18 protein-coding genes are annotated in these 26875 nt (G+C 63.8%); 6 read left to right on the top strand and 12 right to left on the bottom strand.

What is annotated here, in order from left to right:
• Positions 1-387 precede the first annotated feature (387 nt).
• Positions 388-1662, bottom strand: coding sequence for a hypothetical protein (locus L0U84_RS41930; RefSeq protein WP_233859779.1), 1275 nt, complete (start codon positions 1660-1662; stop codon positions 388-390).
• A gap of 2195 nt (positions 1663-3857) precedes the next feature.
• On the opposite strand from L0U84_RS41930, the gene L0U84_RS41925 reads away from it, so the two are divergent.
• Positions 3858-6941 carry a G1 family glutamic endopeptidase gene (locus tag L0U84_RS41925; protein WP_233859777.1) on the top strand — a complete coding sequence of 1028 codons (3084 nt, stop codon included), beginning with the start codon at positions 3858-3860 and terminating at the stop codon, positions 6939-6941.
• Positions 6942-7004: 63 nt separating this feature from the next.
• Here L0U84_RS41925 and L0U84_RS41920 read toward each other — a convergent pair whose 3' ends face one another.
• The 4 genes from L0U84_RS41920 to L0U84_RS41905 all read right to left on the bottom strand — a co-directional run bounded on the left by L0U84_RS41920 (position 7005) and on the right by L0U84_RS41905 (position 11854).
• Positions 7005-8426, bottom strand: coding sequence for an MmgE/PrpD family protein (locus L0U84_RS41920; protein ID WP_233859775.1), 1422 nt, complete (start codon positions 8424-8426; stop codon positions 7005-7007).
• 144 nt (positions 8427-8570) lie between these two features.
• Positions 8571-9491: an AEC family transporter gene (locus tag L0U84_RS41915; protein ID WP_233859773.1), complete on the bottom strand. Its 921-nt coding sequence runs from the start codon at positions 9489-9491 to the stop codon at positions 8571-8573.
• Between the two features lie 193 nt (positions 9492-9684).
• Positions 9685-10689, bottom strand: a complete 1005-nt coding sequence (locus L0U84_RS41910; protein ID WP_233859771.1) for a dienelactone hydrolase family protein — start codon at positions 10687-10689, stop codon at positions 9685-9687.
• 559 nt (positions 10690-11248) lie between these two features.
• Positions 11249-11854 (bottom strand): TetR/AcrR family transcriptional regulator, encoded by a 606-nt coding sequence (locus L0U84_RS41905; protein WP_233859769.1) that lies wholly within the window; start codon positions 11852-11854, stop codon positions 11249-11251.
• A gap of 130 nt (positions 11855-11984) precedes the next feature.
• Between L0U84_RS41905 and L0U84_RS41900 the strand changes: the two genes are divergently transcribed.
• The 3 genes from L0U84_RS41900 to L0U84_RS41890 all read left to right on the top strand — a co-directional run bounded on the left by L0U84_RS41900 (position 11985) and on the right by L0U84_RS41890 (position 14485).
• Complete coding sequence (locus L0U84_RS41900) at positions 11985-12908, top strand: NAD-dependent epimerase/dehydratase family protein (protein WP_233859768.1); 924 nt, start codon at positions 11985-11987, stop codon at positions 12906-12908.
• 2 nt (positions 12909-12910) lie between these two features.
• On the top strand, positions 12911-13255 hold the full coding sequence (locus L0U84_RS41895) for a DoxX family protein (RefSeq protein WP_233859765.1): 345 nt from the start codon (positions 12911-12913) through the stop codon (positions 13253-13255).
• 396 nt (positions 13256-13651) lie between these two features.
• A complete protein-coding gene (locus L0U84_RS41890) occupies positions 13652-14485 on the top strand; it encodes a class I SAM-dependent methyltransferase (RefSeq protein WP_233859763.1) in 834 nt (277 codons plus the stop codon).
• A 218-nt stretch (positions 14486-14703) separates the two neighbouring features.
• Here L0U84_RS41890 and L0U84_RS41885 read toward each other — a convergent pair whose 3' ends face one another.
• Both L0U84_RS41885 and L0U84_RS41880 read right to left on the bottom strand, forming a co-directional pair.
• Positions 14704-15081 (bottom strand): hypothetical protein, encoded by a 378-nt coding sequence (locus L0U84_RS41885; RefSeq protein WP_233859761.1) that lies wholly within the window; start codon positions 15079-15081, stop codon positions 14704-14706.
• A 93-nt stretch (positions 15082-15174) separates the two neighbouring features.
• On the bottom strand, positions 15175-16089 hold the full coding sequence (locus L0U84_RS41880) for a LysR substrate-binding domain-containing protein (RefSeq protein ID WP_233859759.1): 915 nt from the start codon (positions 16087-16089) through the stop codon (positions 15175-15177).
• Positions 16090-16224: 135 nt separating this feature from the next.
• Here L0U84_RS41880 and L0U84_RS41875 point away from each other — a divergent pair, with 135 nt between their 5' ends.
• Positions 16225-17607: an FAD-binding oxidoreductase gene (locus L0U84_RS41875; RefSeq protein ID WP_233859750.1), complete on the top strand. Its 1383-nt coding sequence runs from the start codon at positions 16225-16227 to the stop codon at positions 17605-17607.
• Positions 17608-17695: 88 nt separating this feature from the next.
• Here L0U84_RS41875 and L0U84_RS41870 read toward each other — a convergent pair whose 3' ends face one another.
• Positions 17696-18001: a hypothetical protein gene (locus L0U84_RS41870; protein WP_233859748.1), complete on the bottom strand. Its 306-nt coding sequence runs from the start codon at positions 17999-18001 to the stop codon at positions 17696-17698.
• Between the two features lie 387 nt (positions 18002-18388).
• Between L0U84_RS41870 and L0U84_RS41865 the strand changes: the two genes are divergently transcribed.
• Entirely contained in the window at positions 18389-19177 is a 789-nt protein-coding gene (locus L0U84_RS41865) for a class I SAM-dependent methyltransferase (protein ID WP_233859746.1), read from the top strand.
• Between the two features lie 30 nt (positions 19178-19207).
• On the opposite strand, the gene L0U84_RS41860 is transcribed toward L0U84_RS41865, so the two are convergent.
• The 4 genes from L0U84_RS41860 to L0U84_RS41845 are packed head-to-tail and all read right to left on the bottom strand — an operon-like array spanning position 19208 to position 26806.
• Positions 19208-20779, bottom strand: a complete 1572-nt coding sequence (locus tag L0U84_RS41860) for an efflux transporter outer membrane subunit (protein WP_233859744.1) — start codon at positions 20777-20779, stop codon at positions 19208-19210.
• On the bottom strand, positions 20770-24030 hold the full coding sequence (locus L0U84_RS41855) for an efflux RND transporter permease subunit (protein WP_233859743.1): 3261 nt from the start codon (positions 24028-24030) through the stop codon (positions 20770-20772). Before L0U84_RS41855 ends, L0U84_RS41860 begins: the two co-directional genes overlap by 10 nt.
• On the bottom strand, positions 24027-25133 hold the full coding sequence (locus L0U84_RS41850; protein WP_233859939.1) for an efflux RND transporter periplasmic adaptor subunit: 1107 nt from the start codon (positions 25131-25133) through the stop codon (positions 24027-24029). Before L0U84_RS41850 ends, L0U84_RS41855 begins: the two co-directional genes overlap by 4 nt.
• A 2-nt stretch (positions 25134-25135) precedes the next feature.
• On the bottom strand, positions 25136-26806 hold the full coding sequence (locus tag L0U84_RS41845) for a fatty acyl-AMP ligase (protein WP_233859741.1): 1671 nt from the start codon (positions 26804-26806) through the stop codon (positions 25136-25138).
• Positions 26807-26875 lie beyond the last annotated feature (69 nt).

Below are 26875 nucleotides of genomic sequence, written 5' to 3'. Positions count from 1 at the left end.
GAATGAGGCCTTGGCGGATCGCGTGGACGGCAACTACAGGCCGAGAGTACCTGTGCGATGGAGTTACTCCAGAGTTGACACCGGAGCCTTCGATCGCAGTTTGCCAGCGTGGTGGACGAACGCGTTCTGCCGGCGAGATCCCGTCATTGCTCTCATAGGGTCGATGCGCTTCGACAACTGACATTGGCCTATCAGTGTTGCCCGACCAGGGCGGCCGGCTGCATTCAGCCATCGGAGCTTTCCACTATAGAGAGGGACATGCGAGGGATTTCACCCTTCATGTTCCATCCCATCGTGCCGCGACATTCTCACCTTGCTTGTCGCGCGTCTCTCATCCAGGTTGTCGCGCCACACAATCGGGATTATCCATCGGATAGCCGCTATGACCTACGTCTCTTGCACAAAAGGCGGCTGAAAACGAGGCGGCGAATTACCTTCCGCCTCCGCCTCCGCCGCCGCCGCCGCCACCGCCGCCACCGCCGCCACCGCCGCCTCCGCCGCCGCCGCCGCCGCCGCCGTGGCCGCCTCCGCTCGAACCGCCTGAGCCGCCTGAACCGTGACCACCCGCGCCCGAACTGCCAGCACCCGAACCGCCCGCGCCCGAACTGCCCGCACCCGAAGCGCCTGCGCCGTGACCGCCGGCACCCGAACTGCCCGCACCCGAACTGCCAGCACCCGAACTGCCCGCACCCGAACTGCCCGCACCCGAACTGCCCGCACCCGAACTGCCCGCACCCGAACTGCCCGCACCCGAAGCGCCTGCGCCGTGACCGCCGGCACCCGAACTGCCGGCACCGGAACTGCCTGCACCGGAACTGCCTGCGCCGGAACTGCCTGCGCCGGAACTGCCAGCACCCGAACTGCCTGCGCCGGAACTGCCAGCACCCGAACTGCCTGCGCCGGAACTGCCAGCACCCGAACTGCCTGCGCCGGAACTGCCTGCGCCGGAACTGCCTGCACCGGAACTGCCTGCAGCACCGGAACTGCCTGCGCCGGAACTGCCTGCGCCGGAACTGCCAGCACCGGAACTGCCTGCGCCGGAACTGCCTGCGCCGGAACTGCCAGCACCCGAACTGCCTGCACCGGAACTGCCTGCACCGGAACTGCCTGCACCGGAACTGCCTGCACCGGAACTGCCTGCACCGGAACTGCCTGCACCGGAACTGCCTGCACCGGAACTGCCTGCACCGGAACTGCCTGCACCGGAACTGCCTGCACCGGAACTGCCTGCACCGGAACTGCCCGCACCGGAACTGCCCGCACCCGAACTGCCTGCACCCGAACTGCCTGCACCCGAACTGCCTGCGCCCGAACTGCCCGCACCCGAACTGCCCGCACCCGAACTGCCTGCACCGGAACTGCCCGCACCCGAACTGCCCGCACCCGAACTGCCTGCACCGGAACTGCCCGCACCCGAACTGCCTGCGCCCGAACTGCCCGCCGAACTGCCTGCGCCAGAACTGCCTGCGCCAGAACTGCCTGCACCCGAACTGCCTGCACCGGAACTGCCTGCACCCGAACTGCCTGCACCCGAACTGCCTGCACCCGAACTGCCTGCACCCGAACTGCCTGCACCCGAACTGCCTGCGCCCGAACTGCCCGCCGAACTGCCTGCGCCAGAACTGCCTGCGCCAGAACTGCCTGCGCCAGAACTGCCTGCACCCGAACTGCCCGCGCCCGAACTGCCCGCGCCCGAACTGCCCGCGCCCGAACTGCCCGCGCCCGAACTGCCTGAACCCGAACTGCCTGAACCCGAGCCGCCTGCGCCTGCCCCCGAGCCGCGTGCGCCCGAACCAGACGCGCCTGCCCCCGAGCTGCCGGCATTCGAACCGCCCGCACCCGAACCGGCTGCGCCTGCGCCAGAACCGCCCGTGCCCAAACCACCTCCTCCGTAAGCGACTGCAGGCTGTCCTTGCAGCAGCTGCAGTGAAGCAGAATTCCGAGACGGCGCACCGCGAGTCTTCGGAGAAGGTGCACCGCGGTGATCGAGCGAGGCGGAAGACACGGGTGGGGCGTGCTCAGCACTGCTGATTGCGGGTTCCCGCGCGGAAACTGACGACGATCCCACGACGTGATCGGACGAAGACGCTTGTGGCGTCGGCGATGGGGGCAGGGTGATCCCGCTCGCATGCCGCTCGATTGCTGTCACGTACGGCGCCGAATTGCGACGATTCTTTGTGGCCGCATAGCTTGCTTGATCGGGCTCTCGTGTAACCGACTGCGGGGCGACAGAATGCGGAGTAGCGTCAGCGCCGTGATCGGACGGAGCGGAAAGCACGGGCGGGGCGAGTTCAGCACGGCCAACCGCGGTTGCGCGAGCGGGAGGCGACGGCGGCAGCACGACATGCCCGGACCAGGTCGTGTGTTGCGCTGGCGATGTGGTTGCGACGATCCCGAGCGCCTGATCATCGTCGAACCGATCGCTATGCGCGACGATACCCACGACCGCGACACCCAACGCGCTTGCCGACGCAGCCCAAATTGCAAGGCGTCTGCCTCGCGAAGGCTGTGCGGAATTGATGTCGGCATTCGGGCTACCTGCACCCGAACGCGCAAGCCCGATCTGCCAGAACGCTCCAACACGCTTCAGACCGTTTCGCCTCGTCCTTCCATTCACTACGTTCATCTGCCGTCCCCTTACGGAGTGCTCATCGAAATGAGCAGCGGTTCGGCCTATTCGCCCACGGTTCCGCCACGGCAATGGGGAGCCGTGTACCAGCGTTTCTATCCTAAGCCCTTGAGCTATGAAGACGCCCGCCAACTTCGTGGCCGATCTTGACTGATGGCCGGAATCGCCGTCCGGCGTGCCTCTGCGCGATGCCTCCACAGTTGGCGACGACCCGATGCAGGGCGAGCATTCACTGTGCCTGATAGGCCGAACCCGATTGAAATTGTGAGATCGTGGACATTGCGTGGGCACACACGACTCAACAGGATCCGTGCCAGGCGAGGCTGCGGATCGAACTGAAAGAGAATGATCTATTCGTGAAACTGCTCAACCATGACGCGGGAATAAGCCCAATCTGGGGATGGCTTGCAAGAAACAGGGCAATGGGTCGGCCGATGGCGTGTGTAGTGACACCAATTCAAACGTCCGCATTCGTGGACCTCAATAACGGTCAATGCATACGTGTTCCCGACCCGTAGGAGACCGATATTTTTCGAATCCATGAGACCGCTGAGCGGCTCAGAGCGGACGTGCAACGCGCCGCTCCCACCGCGTGTGTTCGAAGTGATCCACTAACCCTGGCAGGTTCGCGGGTGGTGTCGCACGACTCTTGAAGCGGGCGACTATCAGCCTACTTTGTTGCCCGCATCAACAACGGCGTACCTGGTGCCACGCATCTTCGCTCCTTCTATCTATCGAGGATGCTGGCGCCCTCGGTCGGCTTGAAACGAGCCGACAAATAGCTCGATGCTGGCGAGGAGCGGACGCTGATCACCAGTGGCACAGCCGCATCCCATCAAACACTGCACGCTTCTTCAAAACAGTTGCCCGCGTTTCGTCCTTGTGTTGCCAGCTACGGTTCGACGCCGCGCATTTCATGCGGGCACGCGTCGCGCACCGCCGCTGCTGCGTATTCGTTTGAAGGGGAAGCGCCATGGGCTCAGGTTTCGTCGTGCGGTTGCACGCCATCTCACGCGCTTCAACACTCCTGTGCGGGCTTCGATCCTATTCGCGCGGACAGTACGAAAGGAAAGACTGTGCCGCGAAGCAGGATGCCGATGCGACCATCGAACGAGCGGCGCAGTCCCGCACATCACGACTCCTGATTGCGGCACTCGTTGCGCTGGTGGGTATGGGCGCGGCATCTCCCCCGTGCGCCCGTGCGCAGGCACCGTCGTCGGGGACCGTGATGCCGGCGATATCGAAAAAAGCCTACGTTGCTGCGTCCGTGCATGCGTTGCCTGGTTTGCATTGCAAGCTACACGTGCCGGGAGCGGCACCGTCCGCGGATATTCCGGTCTACACCGACGTGGACGGATACGCGCGTTTCTACGCGGTGCCGGCCTTACCCGCAGATACGGTTCAACGCCTGACTCTGGATTGCACCGACCCGGCCGGGAAGCCGTCCTCTTATCTCGTCGATCTGAGATCCTCCGATACGTTCGCACCGCGACCCCTCAAGCTCGGCGAAGAGCAGGGCACGGACAGGCCCGCGCTCACCGGTAACCCGCTGGCCTTAACGCAGTCGCAGTTGATTGAACGAGGCTACGGGTTGCGGCCCGACCCTGCAAAGGACGCCGCCGCGTACGCCCGGTGGCTTGCATCGGCAACGAGGCCGGGACGCATGCTGGAAGCGAAGCGCCCCGACACTCACTCGCACACTGTCACATCCATCCAGTCGCCCTGGTGGGTCGGCGCCGCGATTACGGGCTTACCGGACTACATTTCCACCGAAGCGACTTTCAACGTTCCCACCGCGATTCCCGGCGGCGACGAGACCACCTCCACTGCGATATCAATATGGAACGGTCTTGGCGGATTCGGCACCGGCTCGGGCCTGATCCAGGGCGGAGTGAACGTGCAGACCACGCCGACCGCCGCCGCCTACTCAAGCTGGCGGGAATACTGCTGCGGAGACCCCAACAGCAACGGATACGGAGGCGCCTTTGTCCCCAACCCGGGCGATCAGATCTACTCGCAGGAATGGTACTGCGATGCGAGGGGCAATCCGGACATCAACGGCGGCTACGGGTGCACCTTCCTGCACGATCTGACGTCAGGCGGAATTCTCAGCTGCACGACGGCCAATGGCTCGCCCTGCTGGTCCGTCCAGGCGCTGCCACTATGCTCCGCGAGCCCTGATACGGCCAACTGCATGACGCTCGGCGCCGCTGCGGAATTCATCATTGAAAACCAGAGCCCACAAGTATCGGCTTCATCGACTGCATTCACCGACTTCACGCCAGCCGTCACCATGTCGGGGTCGGCCTACTCGTCGAAGACGGGCGGATACTCGCAGACGATCAGCACGGATGCTGCGGTGTCGTTGCTAACGGACTTTACTCACACGACGACGCACATGGATGTGGCGCTCGTGCCATCGGACCAGACCCGCTTCACGATTTCTCCGGCGTTTTTCGTCGGCGCGACCATCTGGTCCTATACCGGCACGCCGTGCAGCGGCTCGTCATGCCCAGGCTGGACGCAGCTCGACAACAATCCCGCCACAGTCGCCATTGCGGGCGGCGGCAATAAGCTCTTTCAACTGCACAACGACGGCAAGATCTGGGTGTCGACTGGGCTGGCATGCAGTTCGAATTCCTGTCCGGGCTGGCAGATGCTCGACGAGAACGCGGCCACGGTTCAGATCGCCGCAGACAGTTCGAATCTCTATCAGCTGCACAACACCGGCAAGATCTGGCGCTATACGGGCGTGCCGTGCAACGGCAACGTATGCGCCGGCTGGCAGATGCTCGATGACAACATCGCCGCGGTCCAGATCGCCGCGGACAGCTCGAACCTCTATCAGCTTCACAACACCGGCAAGATCTGGCGCTACACGGGCGCGCCATGCAACGGCAACGCATGCGCCGGCTGGCAGATGCTCGACGACAATCCTGCAGCGGTTGGCATCGTCGCGGGGGGAGGCTCGCTTTACCAACTGCATGATGACGGGTCCATCTGGCGGTATACCGGCGCGCCCTGTAGCGGAGCATCATGTCCAGGCTGGCAGATGCTCGACAACAACGTCAACGCCGTCGCGATTGCGGCCGGCAGCCAGCTTTATCAGCTCCATGCCGATGGGTCGATCTGGCGCTTCACGGGCACGCCCTGCAGCGGAGCGTCGTGCCCCGGCTGGCAGATGCTCGACAACAACCTGAAGGCAGTCGCAATCGCAGCGGCCGGTGGCCAAGTGTACGAGATGCACGACGACGGCATGATATGGCGCTACACGGGCACACCGTGCAGCGGAGCGTCATGTCCCGGATGGCAGAGGCTCGACGACAATCCGCTCAGCGGCATGATCGCTGCGGCAGGCAACCTGTACCAGTTGCATACGGACCCACTCTATCAGTCGCACAACGACGGCAGCCTGTGGCGCTATACCGGAACCGATTGCAACGGCAACTTCTGTCCGGGCTGGGCGGAGCTGGACAACAATTCCGGAACGGTCGCGATGGCGGCAGCCGCTGGCCAGTTCTATCAGTTGCATAAGGACGGATCGATCTGGCGTCACAATGGGACCACCTGCAGTGGTTCAGGGTGCCCCGGGTGGATCGAACTCGACAATAATCCGGCGGCGCGTTCGATTGCCGCGGGCGGCATCGAGTTATACCAGTTGCACGCAGACGGCTCCATCTGGCGCCACACCGGGACGCCATGCAACGGAGCGTCCTGCCCGGGATGGCTCAAGCTCGACGACAACACCGCAACCACGGCGATCACGGCAAGCGAGACACAGTTGTTCCAGTTGCATGCCGACGGCTCGATCTGGCGTCACAACGGCACGCCGTGCAGCGGCACCTCCTGTCCGGGATGGCAGAAGGTCGACGGCAATCCGGCCGCCAAAGCGATCGCGGCCGGTAACAAGGATCTGTTTCAGCTGCATGTAGACGGATCGATCTGGCGATACACGGGCACGCCGTGCGGCGATGTGGGCTGCTCTGGTTGGCAGGAGCTCGACAATAATCCCGCCACTACCGCAATTGCGGCCGGCGGGAAGGAACTGGTCCAGCTTCACAAGGACGGCTCCATCTGGCTTTATAGCGGCACGCCATGCACGGCATCAACGTGTGCAGGATGGCAAAAGCTCGACAACAACGCCGCGGCGATCTCGATTGCGACCAGCGGTGCCCATATCTACCAGCGTCACAATGACGGATCGATATGGAGGTACGCGGGGCCGCCTTGCGATAGCTCCGGGTGCCCTGGCTGGACCAAGCTCGACAGTAATGCGGATGCGAAAGCGATCGCGGCGGGTGGCTTCAACTGATTCTGTCGACATTCGCGCCGAAGGATCCTCGGCATCGGACGAAAGGTCTGTCGCAATTCGCGATTAACCTGGCAGCACGAACCCCTTCAAGATACCGGTCAGTTCGCTGAAATCCGATTTTGTTTCAAGCCGTAGAATGAAGTCGAGGATCGCATCGTCGGTGCTCTCGTCCACAACACCCGCGACGATGCTGCGGTGCTTGGCAATCACCTCGTCCAGGCTCAATGGATTGCGCGGATCGCCCTTTGCATACTGGGTGGCGGCTGCGAGCGTGCGACCATCGGCAAGAGTGATTTCGACACGTGCAGGCCACGCCTGCGGATATTGTGCGTCCAGCGCCGGATCGACCTGGCACGTTACCCTGTCCATCAGCTGTTCGTTCTCCGGGCTGGTGAATTCTGCCGGTGTGAAATCGACGAAAGAGACGCGTTTCTTGCGAAGGCCGAGGGCAACATTGAACGGCACGCTGAACTGCGCGTCAATCATCAGCTTCGGCCGACGCTTCTGCTCGATTGGCTCGCATACCAGCGGCATGGCCGCTTGCACCGTATAAACAACGATGCTTTCGATTGCTTCAAGAGGAAGATCCGCGCGCACGGCAAGTTGCAGCACGCAATCGTTGATCGACTGGATATAGTAGACGCAGGGATAGTACTTCAGCGCCGTCTGCGCGATGGCAAGCATCTCGCCTTCGCCCACCGACAGCGCGTGCGGCAACGGATCGCCAGAGTAAGCATGCAGGTAGCCAAACTTGCCTTCAATGGAAGTAGCCGGCGCGGTGATCCCGTGCTGCGCGAGGTCTGCGGCAATCATGCCGGCGTGCGAGGCCCAGCCGCCGTGAAAGCGCTTCGTCCAGGCTCCGTCGGTGACGAATTCGAGCAACCCCGCCGCCTGGCTGCATGCAACCCCGAGTGCATTTGCAACCTGCGCTGCATCCAGCCCGAGGAGTGTGGCAGCGGTGGCCGCGGCGCCAAGCGCGCCCGTGGTGCCAGTGGGATGGAAGCCGCGGGCGTTGGTCACTGCCGGCTGAAGCGCGGCGGCGACACGGCAGGCAACCTCGAATCCGGCGACGACGGCACAGATGAAGCGCTTTCCACTGGCGCCCCGTTCTTCCGCCAACGCCATTGCCGGGGAAAAGACGAAAGATTCGTTATGGATTGAGCCGGGAAGGAAGGTGTCATCCAGTTCCATGCTGTGCGCGGCCATTCCGTTTGCCAACGCAGACCAGGCCGAGTGCACCGGGTCGGGGCGGCCGAGCAGGGTTGCCCCACCCGGGATCGGCCGTGCGGCAGCCAACATGCGCATCGGTCTGCTGGAATCCAGCATGGAACCGCGCAGCGCGATGGCGATGTAGTCGATAAAGAAGTGCTTGGCGCGCTCAACCACGAGGGGTGGCAGCGCCTCATATTCGAGGCCGGTGCAGAAGTGGGCGAATGTCTGCGCCACCGTTGACTGCACGCCGGAATTGCGGATTGGCGTCGCCATGAACTATTACCTCCCAGTACCGGTTTTCGCGGGCTATTCGGGACATAGTAAGGAGTCGCTGTTGCATCAAAGCCGGTGCCGCATCGGGGTTCGGGTCGCCTCTGAGCGCATTCGTAGCGGCTCATTCGCCACCCCGGGAGGCCGCTACAGAATGTGAAGCCAGGCAATCAGCGTAATGACCGAGAACAATGTGGTCATCGAGATGACTCCGCTCACGACGGCTTTTTCGACATCGTATTCCACCGCGAGCACGTAAGCACTCTTCGCGGTCGGCACGGCCGCGCACACGACAGCGGCGACCGTCGCCATGTGATCGAGCCGCACCGCGACACATAGTACGTACACGACGAGCGGCACGACCGCGAGTTTGAGCACAGTCAGCAGCGCGTAGAGTGTCATGCGCTGGCGCAGTTCGCTCAGCGTCAGTTCAAGTCCGATCGAGAACAGCGCGCAAGGCGTCAATGCTTCGCCCAGCATGGTGAGAAACGACGCTGCCGGGGCCGGCAACGTCACCCCGACGACCGACCAGGCGATGCCGCAGATCGTCGCAAGAATAACGGGGTTGGTCGCGATGTGCCGAAGCAACGCTGTCCCTCGCAAGTTGCGCGAATTGTCGGGCCGATCCATTTCGAAGAGCACGACCAGCAGCGGAAAGATGATCGCGCCGACGAAGATCGTCGCAATGGCCGCCGCGAGCACGCCTGGTTTGCCGAACAGCGTCTTCAGTATCGGTAGCGCGACAAACCCGGTGTTGGTCATCGAAACAGCGGCGGCACGCATCGCGCTTTTTCGCACGCTGGCTCCGCGCACGATGCGTCCGAACATCGCCACCGCCGCGAAACAGATCATCGATCCGCCGCCGAATGCGGCGACGAAGCGCCAGTCCAGAAGCGAGTGAAGCGTCTCGTCCGCGATCGTCACAAACACCAGCGCCGGCATCGCGACGTGATACGCGAAGCTCATCAGCGGCGCGGCCAGGCTGCGCGGCGTGTATCCGGACGCGCCGGCAAGCCATCCCGCCAGGATGATCGCGAAGATCGGAAGTACGGTGCCGGCGAGATCCACGCTGGTCTCCTGACGGTCGGGCGCCCAGGCGGGCGAACGCACTGCCCATGAATGAACACGATTATCGGTGAAGCCCGCGGGACGTTAAACGAGTTGCCGGGTTCGGGCAAAGGGACTGCCGCAAGCCGCCATCAACCACGCGCGAATGGCCGCTATCGGTAAGTTCCCGGCGCAGCGGGAGCGTCTACAACGATCACGGGTTGCTTTTTCTAGCGACGACACTGGGCTTTAACACGGCGATCACCAATTCGTGAACCGCCTCCCGTGCCTCACTTGCTGCCTGGTCGTCATATGCGAGAGTGACTCCACGCTCGACACACGGATCATTGTAGGTAAAGGGGTCGCCGGTCCGGGCATTGATCAGCAACCCGTTCCCCAGTTCGATGGTCCTGCAATTTCGAGTTGTCTGAGCCTGCGGAAGTTGAACAGCCTGCCTGAAGGCCCGCGAGTCGAACGCATGATTGGCCCTCGGGTATTCGATCAGCATTGCGTCGTTACCGTTCGTCCTTAACCGTTCTACATATGCGCGGCATGGGGCAACCGTGTCGTAGTTGTCTGCGCTGCCCTGGAAAATTCTTAACGGCTTCGCAACAAGGTAATCGTCTTCCCGATACGTGTAAGTGCAGTCAGGATAGAACGCCACGTAGGCCGCGAACTCCGTCCCGGGTGAGGCGTGCAATCGATGAAATCGTTTCAGGCTTGCATAGAGCGCATTTTGCCCGCCTCGCGAAAACCCCATGAGCATGATCCTTGTCGGGTCGATCCGCGGGTGTTTTGAAAGAATCGCGAGCGCGCGAAAGGCGTCCTCGGTTTGTGTCAGGCGAGGTAGCTGAGCCTGGTCGTTGATTGTGCTGGTAATGCCGCGAGCGGAAAAGCTGTCAAGCACAAAAGTGGCGACGCCCATTTCCAGCAAATCCTGCTCCCAGTCGGTCATCGAACTCGTGATGCCGCCTGAGCCATGCAGCAGAATAACGAGTGGGAGCCGATCCGTCCCAGCCTTAGGAAGGCGAAGTTCGCCCGCGATGGCGACCGGCCGCCCGCCCTCGACACCAGTCAAGAATTCCTGGTCCGTCATGGTGACAGTCGGGACCGGAATGACCTCCATCCGAGCCACTTGTGCCAGGCCGGCGCACGACAGGCACCCGAGCACAAAAAACAAACAAAGTCGGGCAACCGGGCAGGCAATTGCGGTCTTCATAATGCCCTCCGTTTTCAACTTCCTGTGGGGCGAAGAATCACCCGCGGACCATTGACTGACCCCCAATATTCTAGGCAGCACGAATACTTTTTGCTAAATGATTACCCTTGGCACGGGAGAAGGCCCGTCTCCTGAGTGGATTAGACGTTTGAACGGCCATCTGCGCGCACCGGCCAACGGCCGCGCCTGGCTGAAAGCACCAGTTCCGCCAGCGTTCTATAGAGCTGAAGTTGGAGCCTTCAATGGCATCTTTCCGGCGAGTTGTGTGAATGCGTATTGCCGGCCACTTTCGGGCGCTCGTCCTCGCTGTGGGGCAGACAGTCGGATGTCGTTGCAACCTCAGGCAACAGTCATTCGTTGCGTTAGCTCACATCGCTTTCGATGGTCTTCGATGAAGCGTATTTCTCGCCGCACGACGCGATCTTGAAGTTTGTTGTCAGCGTTAAAAGATAGAGACGATAAACGGTGCGCGAGTACGTTCGCAAACGCGTGTCCTGCTTCCCGCGCTATACGCCGCTGCGCTGTGCATGCCGAGGCTCGACGTCTTGTGCGGCGTTCCTTAGCGAAGTGCAACGGTTACCGCCTCGTCAATCTGCAGCGCAAAGCGCGCTTCAACATCGGGCACCGTGTAGCCAATTGACAGTTCCAGATACGCGTCGCCCAGCACCAGCTGAACAAATGTCGCAGCCCGCAATACAGCAGTCGATTCGTCAAATTGCTTTCGCAGAATTTTTGCAGCGAAGGCACGCACGACCTTTGCGCCATTTTCGTAAAACACCTGGCCGAGTTCCGGAAGGCGCTCGGCCTCAGCAACGATGGCCCGGTAAAGCCGCAGATAGTCCGGCGTGATCAGGATGTGTGCCAATGCCCATCCCAACTCGCGCAACTCGACTTCGGGTGCGCCATCGGATTGCTCGTGCTGAGCGCTGGCAAGAACTCCGCCCACCTGAGTGCACATCGAGCTCACCAGACCAACGAAGAGCGCCTCCTTCGACTTGAAGTGGCGGTAGACCGTCTGTTTGCCGACGCCAGCGGCCGCCGCGACATCGTCCATGGTTGCCAGGCCGAAACCCTGACTCAAAAAAACGCTTTTCGCGCCGTCGAGGATGGCAGTCCGCTTGCGGCGTTGCAGCGGGCTCAGGCCAGGAAGAGAGGAAGCGTTCATCCGAAATAAATACCAGATCGCCGGGCAGTTGACAAGACTGATCAGTCTCGTTTACCTTTGCCAAAACGAGACTGATTGGTCTCGTTTTGGTGGCTATTCAACTTCGCAGGCAATCGTTGGGGAGAACGCTTTGAAACTGTTCATTACAGGTGGTACGGGCTACATCGGGCAAGCGATCGCGGGCAGGGCAATCAGCCTCGGCCATCAGGTGACGGCGATGGTGCGCGAGGACCGGTCGGCAGCCGCCAACGCGCTGGTAGGTCTCGGCGTGAAACTGCATGTCGGCGACCTGCGTGAGCCACAGTCTTTCGCTGCAACTGCCGGTGCCGCGGACGGCGTGGTGCACACCGCATCGACCAACGATACTTCCGCCGCTGCTGCTGATGAGGCCGCGGTTGTAGCGATGCTTTCGCATATGCGTTCGGGCGCGGTGTTTGTCTATACGTCGGGCACCTGGGTCTACGGCAATACGACGAGAGAACCCGCGACTGAAGGATCAGCGCTGAACCCGACACCACTCGTCACCTGGCGGCCCTCAGTGGAGCAACATGTGCGAACGCTAGCAGCGAGCCGTTCGATTGCCGCGGTGATTCTCAGGCCGGCGATGGTGCACGGCTACGGTGGCGGGATCTTCGGCATGCTTGCCGGGATGGTCGGTGAGACTCGCAGTGTGAGGATCGTCGGCGATGGTCGCAATCACTGGCCGGCCGTTCACGTCGATGATCTCGCCACGGCTTATCTGAGCGCGCTGGAGCAGGCGGCAACCGGAGACGGTCGAGTCACGGGACAGATCTTCAACGTGGTCGCGGAAGAGGCCGTTGCCGTTGCTGAAATGGGTGAAGCGATTCGGGCTTCGGTCGGCGCCGATCGCGTCGACCTCTGGCCGCTCGACGATGCTCGCAAATCGCTCGGACCATTCGCTGACGCACTGGCGATCGACCAGACAGTAAGCGGCCAGCAGGCCCGGCGAATTCTTGCGTGGGAACCCCATGGCCCCGGGCTGATTGCTGACCTCTCTGCACAAAAACACTTCCTGCAAACTAACGGAGCATAACGATGCCGTGGAACAGTGCGTCTCTCGAATCAATCCTCGCGATCATCGTCGCGGTTCTGTTCGCGGTTGCTGGCGTGGTCAATATCGCAAGACCCGGCCCGGTGAAGCGCGACTTCGCACGCTGGGGCTATCCGGCATGGTTTCAGTTGTTCTGTGGCGCGCTCGAATTGCTCAGTGCGGCACTTCTTCTTGGACAACAAACCAGAGTCTTGGGCCTAACGTTGGCCGGCGCGATCATGTTCGGCGCTCTCTTCACGTTGGTGCGAAATCGGGAGCCATTCCGACATCTCGCGCCGGCGCTGGTCTTTTCGGCTCTGATTGTGGTCACCCTGGCTGTCCGCGGTTGAGGCTTGCTCACCATCAAACGAGCGAGCCTGGGACGCTAACAGGCGCGCGGGCAATCCGCGCTGCAGGTACTTGAAATAAGCACACGGATAGCCCGTCTGCCTCGCACGCGCTTGAATCCCAATGTCGCGTCCCAACGAGCGCAACACGCCCTGAGCCAGTCCGCCAGGTTTCGGATTCCGATGCATCCGCTAGAAGTGGACGATTGGTCAAGAAAAATCGACGCTCGGGCAGGACGACGACGGCCTTGCGCAGGCAGAGTTCGTCACAGGAAGGAACATCACCGATTCCTTTGTCCGATCGCCGCGCGGGCGCGATGGCAGTACGAATTCGCGGCGCCACCCGATATGTAGCGCAATGACGCAGTTGCATATCTCCAGCGCTTTCAGGAGTTGTATATGTCCACTGTTGATTTCGTGTCCGCACCCGTTGCAGATTTCGCAGCCGTCAAGGGCCGCCAGCAGGCAGCCTGGGCGACAGGTAACTATGCCGTGGTCGGCATCACTCTGCAGATTGTCGGGGAGAACCTCTGCGAAGCGCTCGACGTGCGCGCCGGCAGTCGCGTGCTTGACGTCGCAGCCGGCAACGGTAACGCGTCGCTTGCGGCCGCCCGCCGCTGGTGCGACGTCACGTCAACTGACTACGTGGCCTCACTGCTCGATTCAGGTCGTGCGCGCGCGCAAGCCGAAGGACTCACGATGCAGTTCGAGGAAGCGGACGCTGAGGCGCTGCCGTACGCGGATGCCTCGTTCGACATCGTGATGTCGACCTTCGGGGTGATGTTCACGCCCGATCAGGAAAAAGCCGCAGCCGAACTCGCGCGTGTTTGCAAACCCGGTGGACGCATTGGCCTCGCCAACTGGACCCCGGATAGTTTCATAGGGCAGCTCTTCAGGACGATCGGCAAGTATCTTCCGCCCCCGGCGGGCGTAAAGTCGCCAGCACTGTGGGGGACGATGGCGCGCCTGGAAGAGTTGTTCGGCGGCAGCGCTCGGAAGATCAACGCGATCAGCCGGGACTTCACGTTCCGCTATCGTTCGCCGGCACATTTCATAGAAGTGTTCCGCGCGTTCTATGGGCCGATGAACAAGGCATTTGCCGCGCTCGAAGGTGAGCGTCACGCGGCGTTCCTTGCCGATCTGATGGCACTGATCGAAAGCCGGAATCAGTCGCGCGACGCGACACTTGTGTTGCCGAGCGAGTATCTCGAAGTCGTGGTGGATCGCCGGTAAACGCGGTCGAAGGCAGAGGTATGGCAATTCCGGATTTCGGCGTGCGCCGCTGCTCTTCGACGTGCCAGTTTCCCTACTCACGCCGCCAGGCGACGTCATGCCCGAACGTTTTCCACTAGCTCGGCAACCTGCACGAACTCGACGTCAGGGCGTACACCGTAGAGACCGGTTACCCGATCGAGAAGCTCATCGGTGAAGAACGCCCTGGCTGCGTCCTTCTACGTTTGGGAATCAGAGAGCTCGGTCGAGCCTGCGCGCACGGGGCACCGTTGCAGCGCCAACGCCTCCTGCGCCGCGACCGTCATGCCCTGTCCGTAGACCGGGTTGAAGCTGCGCAGAGCGTCACCGAACACCAGGTAGTTCCCGGGAAAGCGTGCAAGCGCCTCGTACCGACGGCGCAAACTGTGGACGTAGCGGTAGCGCCTGTAGCCGCTTAACGGCTCCGCTCTGGCGACGATGTCATGAATTTCCACGGTCGGCAGCGTCGCCAGATACGCGAGAAAGCCGTCATCGTTGCGATGTCTGCTCAATTGGAAGTGGAATGAACTGGTGCTCCCGGCCAGGAGTAGCCGTTCGCGCAACACATAAGCCGTCACTCAAATGGCCGATTTACTTCGGCACCTGCCTGATTGCCGATGGAAGCGAGTCGGCCAGCCGTCATTCGAATATCGGCTCTTAACTGGCCGCTCCTAAGCGCGACGCGCGGAGGCGAGCCACTCTACGAAGGTGCGAACCGCACTCGACGTCGCATGCTCCGCGAGATGCGCGACATAGAAGCCGTAGCCAGGCAACGCAAAGGGAAGCACTTTCACGAGCACTCCGCTCAGCAATGCTCGCTCCAGAACGATGTCGCTGCACAAAGCGATTCCCTGGCCGGCAAGCACAGCGTCAATCGCATGGAGTTCTTCCCGAAAGCTCAAATCACGCTTGCTGCGAAGAGGCGTGAATGCGGATACCGGAACACCCGAAGCAGAAAACCAGCGCGGCCAGGAAGGCGCCTCGGGATCTCCGTTCGTCCACTCGTAATGGATCAGAGGAAATCGAAGCAGGTCCATCGCCGCAATTGGGCGTGTATTTTCTGCCCCAAGGAGGGTGGGGCTAGCCACAGGGTAGAACGCATCTCGCGCGATCTCTGTACATACCAGACCTTTCGGCGCCGCGTGTGCATAGCGTATCGCGACGTCTGCGTCGCCCGCGTCCAGGTCGAGGACCGCATCGGTACCGATAATCTGCAGCGGAATATCGGGGTGAGACTCGTGCCATTGCGACAGCCGCGGAACCAGCCAGCGACTCGCAAAGGCGTTCGGGCTAGTGATCCGTAGCGCGATCGTGCCGCCCGTTTCCGCCACTGTGGAGAGTGCATCCGCGAACGAATCGAATCCCCTACGCAGCGCCGGATACAGAAGTTGTCCGGCAGCGGTGAGTCGAATGGGGCGCGGCCGACGCGCGAAGAGTTGCCGGCCGCACGCATCTTCCAGCGTGCGGATCTGGTGACTCAGGGCCGTCGGCGTGACGTTGAGCTCTTGCGCGGCGTCCTTGAAACTGCGGTGCCGCGCAACCGCTTCGAACGCCTGCAGCGAACGCAGAGGAGGCAACTTTCGCATCTGTTCAGTCTAGATGAAGTTTTCTCATCTGAAAGCTGAATTCTTTCATTTTGCTTCGACACGTGGGAAGTGCAACCATCAAGCGACCGAACCTTGAACCTCGGCTTCAGCGCCAGCGAGCACGAAGGAGGCACGATGAGCACCGAAACAGCGTCGGGCGAAAGCCACGCAGCCTCGCGTCAGTTCGAGCATTTGTGTGGCACGCTTCACGGCACGTTGGTCATGCCGCGCGATCCGGACTACGACGAGGCACGCCGGGTATGGAACGGGACAGTCGACAAGCGGCCGGCACTGATCGTCTATTGTGCCGACGCCGAGGACGTGGTCGCAGCGGTGCGCTTTGCCAGGTCGATTGATTCGCGGGTTGCGGTGCGTAGCGGCGGTCACAACGTGGCGGGCCTTTCGGTCTGCGATGCCGGTATCGTTATCGACCTCTCCCGGATGAAGCAGATTGACGTCGACGCTGAACGGCAGGTGGTGCGCGCGGAGGCTGGCCTCAATCTCGGTGAGTTCGATCGGGCCACAATGGCCCACGGGCTCGCGACGACAACCGGCGTTATCAGCGACACGGGCCTTGCCGGCCTGACCTTGGGCGGCGGGTTCGGCAAGCTTGGCCGCAAATACGGGTTGACTTGCGACAATCTCGTCGCCGTCGAAATGGTCACCGCGGACGGGCAAATCCGCCTGGCGAACGACAGCGAACATCCCGACCTGTTCTGGGCTGTGCGGGGCGGTGGCGGCAACTTCGGCATCGCGACGGCATTTTACTTGCGGCTTCACCCGTTGAATCCCGAGTTGCTCGTCTGCTCTTTGCTATACCGATTCGAGCAGGCACGCGCCGCATTGCGCTTTTATGATCAGTTTGCGCGCGATGCGCCGGATGAGGTGAGCGTGGATGCCGCATTCGTCACTCGTCCGTCCGGCGAACGATTCTTCAGCGTATCGGCTTGCTATGTCGGCGCGCCCGAGTCCGGTCGACAGGTTCTCGAGCCACTGATGGAGTTCGGCTCACCTGTCGACTGCCGCGTCGAGCGCTTGCCCTATCTCCAGATTCAATCAGGCGGCGACGGTGTGTTTCTGCGGGGCCGGAGGTACTACTGGAAAGCGCAGTTCCTGAAAGAGATCGACGATGGCGCGATCGACGCGATATTGGGCGCCTATGAACGTTCGCCTTCGCTGTCATCGCTGCTGGTGTTTCAGCATGTAGGGGGAGCCATTGCCCGCGTCGCCGGGTCCGCGACCGCCTACCAGCATCGCGACGCGAGCTTTGACTGCTTTCCGGTCGCGATCTGGGACGAGGCAGCCGAAGACGCCATAAACGTTGAATGGGCGCGCGGCATATGGGAAGCGCTAAGGCCGTATTCATGCGGAGGCGTCTATGCAAACAACCTCGGTGACGAAGGCGACGAACGCGTGAAGGAAGCCTATGGCGACAATTATGCGCGGCTGGCTTCCGTCAAACGCCAGTACGATCCCGACAACTTCTTCCGCATGAATCAGAACATTGCTCCCGCCTGACTACCTTCAATGATCGTTTCCGGAGTGGAGCAGCCGTCGCGCAAGACGGGCCATGTCAACGACTGCCGTGAGCGCGCGCAGTCAATCGTCAACGCTTCGCGGAATCGTCGTCCGGCGGATCCTTTTGAACGACTTCCATGTCGACGGTGCGGCCGTCGTCGCCAAACGCGACCGTCTGCCGGCGCAACGCGCGCATCTTCCACCACAAGTAGCCGACGACGACTACGCCTACCGCGAACAACACGGCGAACAGCACGATCGACAGCATCGCGGCCACCACGAACAGGATCGCGCTCAGGGCGACGGTCAGCAACCGGCCGAACCAGCCGGGGCCACCGATCCGGATTCCTTTCTCATATGTCACCCGCCGCGGCGGCGGTCTATCGTCGTACATCGCTCGTCTCCCGGCCGCCGTCCGGCGGATGATGCGGGAAGTCCTCATGGGTGGTCATTATGCAGGATGCGAACTACTGACGTCGCCCGTGCAAGCGGCAGTCCTCGAGGGCCAGCTTCACGCCGATCCTCGATCCCAGCCGCAGGCAGCAAGACGCTCCACAGATCGAGCGCGTGATCCGCCGCCGCGCGGCTCAGCGTATAGTCGACTGACGCCGTTAAGAAGCCCGCGCATTGACTCGTTTAAGTTCGGTAAAACTTTGCCGCTCGCCACGGCTGACAGGCGTGGTGTCTAGCGCGAAGGTCTTCTCTGTCCACCTGGTCTTACTTTGCAAGGACACGTCATGGAATCCGCCGGTCTTCAGTCACCTCGGTTGCCCGCGTGATCATGCGACGCCTGCATCTGCTCGAAATCGAAGACCAGCCGTGGTGCCCACGGGCGATCCGTGACGGCGGCACCGACTGGTTGCACTTTGTGGCTAATTCCTTCAAGGGCTTCAACGTCATCGCGGTCAAGCTGCGCGACGCGATGCGGCGGGTCGGCAGCGACCAGATCGTCGATCTGTGCTCGGGCGGGGGCGGCCCATGGCAAACGCTTGCACCGTTGCTCGCGCAGTCCGGCAACGTGACGGTGCAGTTGACGGACTTCTATCCCAATCGCTCCGCGTACGAGCGGATCTCCGCCGGGGCCACCGGCCGCGTCACCTATGTGAGCGAACCGGTGGACGCGATGGACGTGCCATCGAGATTCGACGGCGTGCGCACGATGTTCAACTCGTTCCACCATTTTCGGCCGCACGATGCGCGGGCAATCCTCGCCGATGCGGTGATGAAGCGCCGGGCGATCGTCGTCGTCGAGGGGGCCGACCACCGGCTGCTCGGGATCGTGTTCATCCTGCTGATGCCGCCGGTGATGCTCGTGATGACTCCGCTGATCCGACCGTTTCGCTGGTCGCGCCTCGCGCTCACCTATGTGCTGCCGGCTATCCCGCTGCTGTGTCTGTTCGACGGCATCGTGTCGATGCTGCGCATCTACAATCCCGACGAAATGCGTCAGATGGTGGCGAGCATCCCAGACCAGCAGAGCTTCGAATGGGACATTGGCACGCACCCGGTGCAGGGGTCCCCGCTCGGTGTCACGTACCTTGTCGGTGTTCCCCGGGCACCCGCGGGCTGAACGCAATCGCGCGCCGTCGGGAGGAGGCGCTCACTTGCCGGCCAGGTGCTCAGGTGTCCCGTTGCTGCCCGCCGGCAACTCGCCCATCGCCTGAAACAGCGTCGCGGTATCGGCCAGACGCTGGCCGATCAGGCGGATTTCTTCCAGCCTGGCCGCTTCGTACTGCTGCTCGCCGACGCGGGCGGATGCAGCGGGTTGCGCGCCGAGCCGGTGGCGTGACGTGGCATCGTCGAACGCTTCGCGTGCGTCACGGCTAGCGCCGCTTGCGGCGTCGAGCGCCTGCGCGTCGTGTTCGAGCGACGCAAGCGTGTCCGCGACGTTTTCGAACGCGGCCAGCACGGTCTGCTTGTACTCGAACACGGTGGCCTCGTAGGTGTCGATTGCCGCGCGCCGCTGTGCGACCAGCGCGCCGCCATGAAAAAGCGCTTGCGACATCGTCGCGGCGATGCTCCAGATCGCGCCGGCGCCCGACAATGCCAGCGGCCAGTTGAACCCGCCTTGTCCCATCGACGCGTTCAGCGTCAGGCTGGGAAAGAGCTGTGCCGTCGCGACGCCGACGTCGGCGGCGGCGGCTTTCAGCGACGCCTCGGCGGCAGCGATATCAGGCCGCGCCCGCAGCAGGTCCGATGGCAGCACGACGGGCAGGTCCTGCGGCAAGTGCAGGCTCGCCAGATCGGGCTCGGGCGGCGCGGCATCGGGCGTGCGGCCGAGCAGCACCGCCAGCGCATGTCTGGTCACCGTCAGCCGTTGCCGCAGGTCGGCCACGCTGACCTCGAGCGCGGCGACGCCTTGCCGCGCAGTCGTCACGTCGCCGCGCGTCAGCGATCCGAGTTGGTAATGCCGTTCGGTATCGTGAACCTGGTCGCCCGCAAGCGCGATCAATCGCCCGGTCGCGTCGATCTCGGCGCGCAGCATGGCCGCCTCGATCGTCGCCGTGACGATGTTGGTGGCCAGTGCACGCTGCGCGGCTTCGCGTTGATACGCGTCGAAGTCGACTCGCGCGGCGCGCGCCGCGTTGGCCTTACGCACCGCGCCGAACAGGTCGAACGTATATTGCGCCTGCACCACGCCGATGAACTCGTTGTAGAGCAGCGTATTCGGGCCACCGGGCACCGGAATGCCGAGATCGCGTCCGCGCGAGGCCTGTCCGACCAGATCGATCGACGGCAGCAGCGTGGCGCCCATTTGCGCCCGCAGTTGTTCGTGCGCGGCGGCCAGGTGCTTGTCGGCGGCGGCGAGCGTCGGGCTGTTGCGCAAGCCTTCGTCGACGAGGTCATTCAACGCCGTCGATCCGAATAGCCGCCACCATTGCGGCACAGGCTGTGCGCCGGTGGTGAAACGCTGCGCGACACCGAGCGCCTCGACCGTTTGCGTGGGCTGCGGCTCGACGCCGTAATGGGCGGGCGAGGGCATCGCCGGCGGCTCGCCGTTCGGACCGAACGAGCATGCGCCGAGCGCGATCACCGCGGCCGCGACGATCGCCGCGCACCAGCCATGGATCGCCACTGTCCGCGCTCGACCCGGCGCGCCAGTGAAATGCGGCGCGCTCGCGTGCGCCGGCCCGTCAACTGAGTTGCAGACTGTGCCCACGATCAGCTCCACGTATATTCGATGGTCGGGGTCGCGGTACGCACACCGCGTTCGAAGTGCCGCACCTTGAACGCGCTCGCGTAGAGCGCGGGAACGAAGAACAGCGTCAGCACGGTGGCGCCCGTGATGCCGCCCATCAGCGCGGTCGCCATCGGGCCGAAGAAGGCCGAATGCAGCAGCGGAATCAGCGCGAGCACGGCTGCCGCGGCGGTCAGCATGATCGGCCGGAAGCGCCGGACCGTGGCGCCGACGATCGCGTCGAAACGCCCCTGGCCCGCGGCGATGTTGCGTTCGATCTGATCGACGAGAATCACCGAGTTGCGCATGATGATCCCGGACATCGCAATCACGCCGAGCATCGCCACGAAGCCGAACGGCTTGCCGAACAGCAGCAGTGCGGCGACCACGCCGATCAGCCCGAGCGGCGCGGTGAGCACGACCATCAGTACGCGTGCGAAGCTGCGCAGCTGAATCATCAGCAGCGTCAGCACCACCACGAGCATCAGCGGAAGCTGCGCGATCACCGACGCCTGCGCCTTGCCGCTGATCTCGCCGGCGCCGCCGGTCTCGATCCGATAGCCGATCGGCAACGACGCGCGCAGCGGAGCGAGGGTCCGATCGATCGCCTGGGTCACGTCGAGGTCCAACGCGTTGCCGCGCACGTCGGCCTGGACCGTGATCGTCGGTTGACGGTCGCGATCCCAGATCACCCCGTATTCGAGCTCGTTGTTCAGGTGGGCGAGCGTGCCGAGCGGAACCGGGCCGTTCGGCGTCGGCATCGCGAGGTTCACGATCTCGTCGGGGTTCACCCGCTCACGCTGCGGCGCGCGCAGGTCGACGCTGATCAGCCTGTCGCGGACCCGGTACTGCGTGAACGTGTAGCCCGACAGCGTCATCGCGAGAAAGCTCGCTACGTCTTCCGACGTGACGCCCAGCTCGCGCGCCTTCTGCTGGTCGATCTCGAAGCGCACCGAGCGTTCGCCGGGTTCGTCCCAGTCGAAATGCACGCCAGTCGTGCGGGCATCGGCTTTCATCGTCGCCGCGACCTTTTCCGCGATCTCCCGCACGGTGGCGAGGTCGCTGCCGCTGACGCGAAACTGCACCGGATAGCCGACCGAGGGGCCCGTCTGCAGCGGCGAAACGCGTGCACGGACGGCGGGAAAGCTGTTTTGCAGCGTGTTGGCGAGCCAGCGTTCGAGCTTTGCGCGGTCCTCGACGGACCTGGCGGTAATGACGAGCTGCGCAAAGTTGGGCTGCGGCATCTGGACGTCGAGCGGCAGGTAGAAGCGGGGCGCGCCGGTGCCGACGAAGTCGACCAGATGATCGATCTCGGGCCGGCCGGCCAGCGTCTTTTCGAGTCGCGCGGCTTCGCGCAGCGTCGCTTCGAACGACGCCCCTTCGGGCAGCCGCATGTCGACGAGAAGCTCGGGCCGCTCGGAGCTCGGGAAGAACTGTTGCGGCACGAGCGCGAAGCCGGCCAGGGCGAGCACGAACAGCGCAGCCGTGACGCCGAGCACGACGAGGCGCCGCTTCACGCACCACGCGATGCAGTCGCGCAGGCGGCGCTGAAAGCCGGTGTCGCGCAGCGCCGCCGCCGGCGCCCGGCGCGTCTGCGCGTCCTCACGCCGACGCAGCTTGCGAAGCGCGCGCCGAGGCGGCGTCTCGCGTGCGGGGTCCTTGGGTTCGGGCAGCAGGTGGTAGCCGAGCAACGGAATCAGCACGACCGCCGCGAACCACGAAGCGATCAGCGCAATCGCGGACACCTGAAAAATCGAGCGCGTGTATTCGCCGGTGGCCGATTTCGCCAGTGCGATCGGCAGGAAACCCGCCACCGTGACGAGGGTCCCCGTCAGCATCGGAAACGCGGTGCTGCTGTACGCGAACGCGGCGGCTCTCGCGCGCCCCCATCCCTGTTCGAGCTTCACGGCCATCATCTCGACCGCGATGATCGCATCGTCGACGAGCAGGCCCAGTGCGAGGACCAGCGTGCCGAGCGAGATCTTGTGCAGGCCGATGTTGAACCCGTCCATGCATAGCGCGGTGACCGCCAGCACGACCGGGATCGAGATCGCCACCACCACGCCGGCGCGCCAGCCCAGTGAGATGAGGCTCACGGCCAGCACGATCACGACGGCTTCGGCGGCGGCCCGCAGAAATCCGTTGACCGAGTGCGAGACCGCGTGCGGCATGCTCGACACCTCGGCGAGCTCTAGCCCCGCGGGCAGATGCGCACGCAATTGGGCCGTCTGCGCGTCGAGCAGCTTGCCAAGCTGAATCACGTCGCCGCCAGCCTGCATCGTGATGCCGATGGCGAGCACGGGCCGCCCGTCGGTGCGCACCTGCGAGACCGGCGGATCGTCGTAGCCGCGCCTGATCGTGGCGATGTCGCCGAGACGCACCAGCCGGTGATTGATGTCGATCAGCGTATCGCCCAGCGCCTTCAGGTCGGTGAACTGGCCGCTCGGACGCACGAATACGCGATCGAACGCGGTGGTCAGCGTGCCGCTCGGCGTGACCGCGTTCTGCGCGTTGATCGCCCGCGCAAGTTGCTGCGGCGTGATACTGAGCCGCGTCAATTGCGCGTTGGGAATTTCGATCGTGATGTGCTCGTCGGGGTCGCCGAAATAATCGACTTTGGCGACCCCGGGCACGCGCAGCAGCACGCTGCGCAGTTCGTCCGCATAGTCGTGCAATTGGGCCGGTGAGAATCCATCGCCCGCGAGCGTATAGATGTTCGTGTAGACGTCGCCGAACTCGTCGTCGAAGTATGGCCCCCGCACGCCGGGCGGAAGCGTATCCACGATGTCGCCGATGTTCTTGCGCACCTGGTACCAGGTCTCGCGCACTTCGCTCACCGGCGCGGAGTCTTTCATCGTGAAGACGATCAGCGATTCGCCGGGACGCGAGTAGCTGCGCAGATAGTCGAGATGAGGTGTTTCCTGGAGCTTGCGGCCGATCCGGTCGGTCACCTGCTCCTCGACCTGGCGCGCGGTCGCGCCGGGCCAGAAAGTCCGGATCACCATCGCGCGGAACGTGAACGGCGGGTCCTCTGATTGTCCGAGCCGGGAATAGGCGAGCACGCCGAACAGCGTCGCGAGCACGACTGCGAAGATCACGAGCGCCTGGTTGCGGATCGCCCACGCCGACAGATTGAAGCGGCCGGTATCGTCCGCTGGCGCACGCCGCGGTGCACCTGCTCCACCCGCTCCACCGGGTCCACCGGGTTCACCCGCTTCACCGGGTCCTTGGCCGAACGCTCTCATGATGCGAAGTCCTCGGGATGCAACGGCGCGACCGCGCGCACGGTTTCGCCGGCGCTGACCGTATGCACGCCTTGCAGCACCACGCGCTCGCCGTCGGTGAGGCCGCGCGAGACGGAGATCGTGCGGTCGTCGTAGCGGCCAACCTGGACCTTGCGCAGTTCCAGCGCATGGTCGCCGGGCCGAACCACCCAGACGGCCGGCGCGTTGCCGTCGTGAAAGAGCGCGCTGGCGGGCAGCGTGATCGGGTCGTTCGCTTGCGCCTCGCCGGACGCGTCGGCGAAGGTGATGGTGGCCGTCATGCCGAGGCGGACCTCGGGGCCCGGCGCATCGAGCGTCAGTTTCGCGCGATAGGTGCGGCTGCCGGGATCCGCGGCTGGCGACAGCTCCCGCACGTGCGCCGTGAAGCGTTTGTCCGTGATGGCCGGCAGCGACACGCTGGCCGCGCTGCCGACCGCCAGCGCGTTCAGCAGGCTCTCGGGCACGTCGCAGAGAATATCGACCTCGCCGGACCAGGCGAGGTGGTAGACCGCTTGTCCCGCCGCGACGTTCTGCCCGGTATCGGCATCTTCGGCGGTGACGACGCCGGCATGGTCCGCCGTGAGAACCGTGTATTGCGTCTGATTCTTCAGCAGCGCGAACTGTTGTAGCGCCTGATCGCGCTGCGAGGCGGCTGCCACATACGCGTCCTGAGTCTGTTCGAGCTGCGCCGTCGAGATCAGCTGCTCCTGCGCCTGCGCCCGGTCGCGATCGAGTTGCTGCTCGGCGAAGGTGAGCCGATGCTGCGCCGCCATCAATTGGGCCTGCGCGCCCGCAAGGCCGCGTTGCGCGTCGTCGGGATCGAGCCGCGCGATCACCTGACCGGCCGCGACCGGATCGCCCAGACGCACCTTCCGCTCGATCAGCTTGCCCGCGATGCGAAACGACAGCGGCGTCGCATAGCGTGCGTTGACTTCGCCTGGCAGCGTCGCGAGCACGGGCTTGCTGTCGCGATGCACGACCACCGCGATGACCGGACGCGGCAGCGTCACCTCGGCTTCCTTCGCGTGACAGGCGGCGAGCGCGACTGCGCCCGACACCGTCAGCAGGATCTCGCGCCAGCGCATGCTCACGAGTGTTCCTCCAGCTCGCCGGCTTCGAACTGTGCCTTGGTCCGGCGGCGCTGCACCTTGCCGCTCGAGGTCCGCGGCAAGCTGCCCGCCTGCACGATCGCGACGTGACCGACCTGCAGGCCCGCGCATTCGGCCACCTTCTGCGCGATCGCACGCCGCAGCGTCGTGGCCTCCGCCGGCTTGCCCTCGGCGCAGACGACCAGCGTCTCGCCGCCGTCGCGCATCACGCTGAACGCGATGACGCCGCGGCTTTGCACGCTCGGCAACTCGGCCACCGCCCATTCGATGTCCTGCGGATAGTGGTTCGAGCCGTGAATGACGATCAGGTCCTTGCTGCGGCCGCAGATATAGAGCTGGTCGCCGGCAACGTAGCCGAGATCGCCGGTCTGCAGCCAGCCGTCGCGGTACGCGTCGGCGCTCGCGTCGGCCTGGCCGTAGTAGCCCACGGTGATGCTGGGCCCGCGCGTGACGATCTCGCCGACGCAGCGTTCGGGCAACGCATGCCCGGATTCGTCGACGATCCGCAGTTCGTGGCCGGGAAAGCAATGGCCGCAGCCGACCAGTTCGATCGTGCGCAAGCCGTTCTCGCGCGCGGCCGGTATCGCTCGACCGAGCCCCAGCGCGGCCGCGTAGACGACGTCGGTGACGGGCGGCTGGCCGTGGTCGTGAAACGTGATCGCGAGGGTTGCTTCGGCCATCCCATAGCACGGCAGCAGCGCTTCGGCGCGAAAGCCGGCCGGCTCGAAGCACGCGCAAAACTGGCGCAGCGCTTGCGCGTTGATCGGCTCGGCACCGCAGCCGGCTACCCGCAGCCGCCGCAGGTCGAGGCCTTCGAGGTCCTGGTCGCGGGTGCGGCGCGCGGCGAGCGCGTACGCGAAGTTCGGCGCGAAGCTGATCGTGCCGCGGTACTTCGTGATCGCCTCCATCCACAGGCCGGGACGGCGCACGAACGCTTCGGTCGACAGCAGCACGCTCGGCAAGTCGCAGATCAGCGCGCCGAGCACGCTGATGAGCCCCATGTCGTGGTGCAGCGGCAGCCAGCTGACATAGACGTCCTGCTCGTGCAGATCGATGCCGCGGGGTCCGAGGAACGCCTCGGCATTCGCGACCAGATTGCGATGCGTGACCATCACGCCTTTCGGCAGCGACGTGCTGCCCGACGTGTATTGCAGGAAGCACAGGTCATCGGGATGCACGGTGGGCAAGTCGCAGGCGGGCGGCTCGCCTTCGAGCAGCGCTTCGACGGTCACGATGCGTTCGAGGCCGGTGTCGGCGGTCAGCACGTCCGCGATGGTCTCTGTCGTCGAGTTCGACGTGAGCAGCATCCGCGCGCCTGCCGAGCGCACGATGTGACTGACGGTTTCGGCGTAGCGCGCGCGGGTCCTGAAGTTCAGGCTGCCGCGCGGAAAGATCGGTACCGGGACGAGACCGGCGAACGATGCGCCGAGGAAGCTCAGGATGAACGCTTCCGGGTCGAGGATCACGAGCGCGATGCGCTCGCCCTTGTTCAGGCCCAGGGCCGCGAGCCTCCTCGCACGGTTGCGCGCTTCGCGCTCGAGCGCCTCGTAAGGGTAGTAGTGCTCGTCGCCGTGCGTGGAGACAAAGCGAAGGCCTCGAGCGTCGCCGCGCGGCAGCGCTGAAACGGCATCGACTAGCGTCTGGTCCATGGTGACGGGTCCTCGGTCAGATAAACGGGCTTCGGTGATCGGGCAAGGCAGCGCATGACGCGCGTGCCT

Source organism: Paraburkholderia sp. HD33-4 (assembly GCF_021390635.1).
Taxonomy (GTDB): Bacteria; Pseudomonadota; Gammaproteobacteria; order Burkholderiales; family Burkholderiaceae; genus Paraburkholderia.
This window is presented reverse-complemented; position numbering and strand designations above follow the sequence as displayed.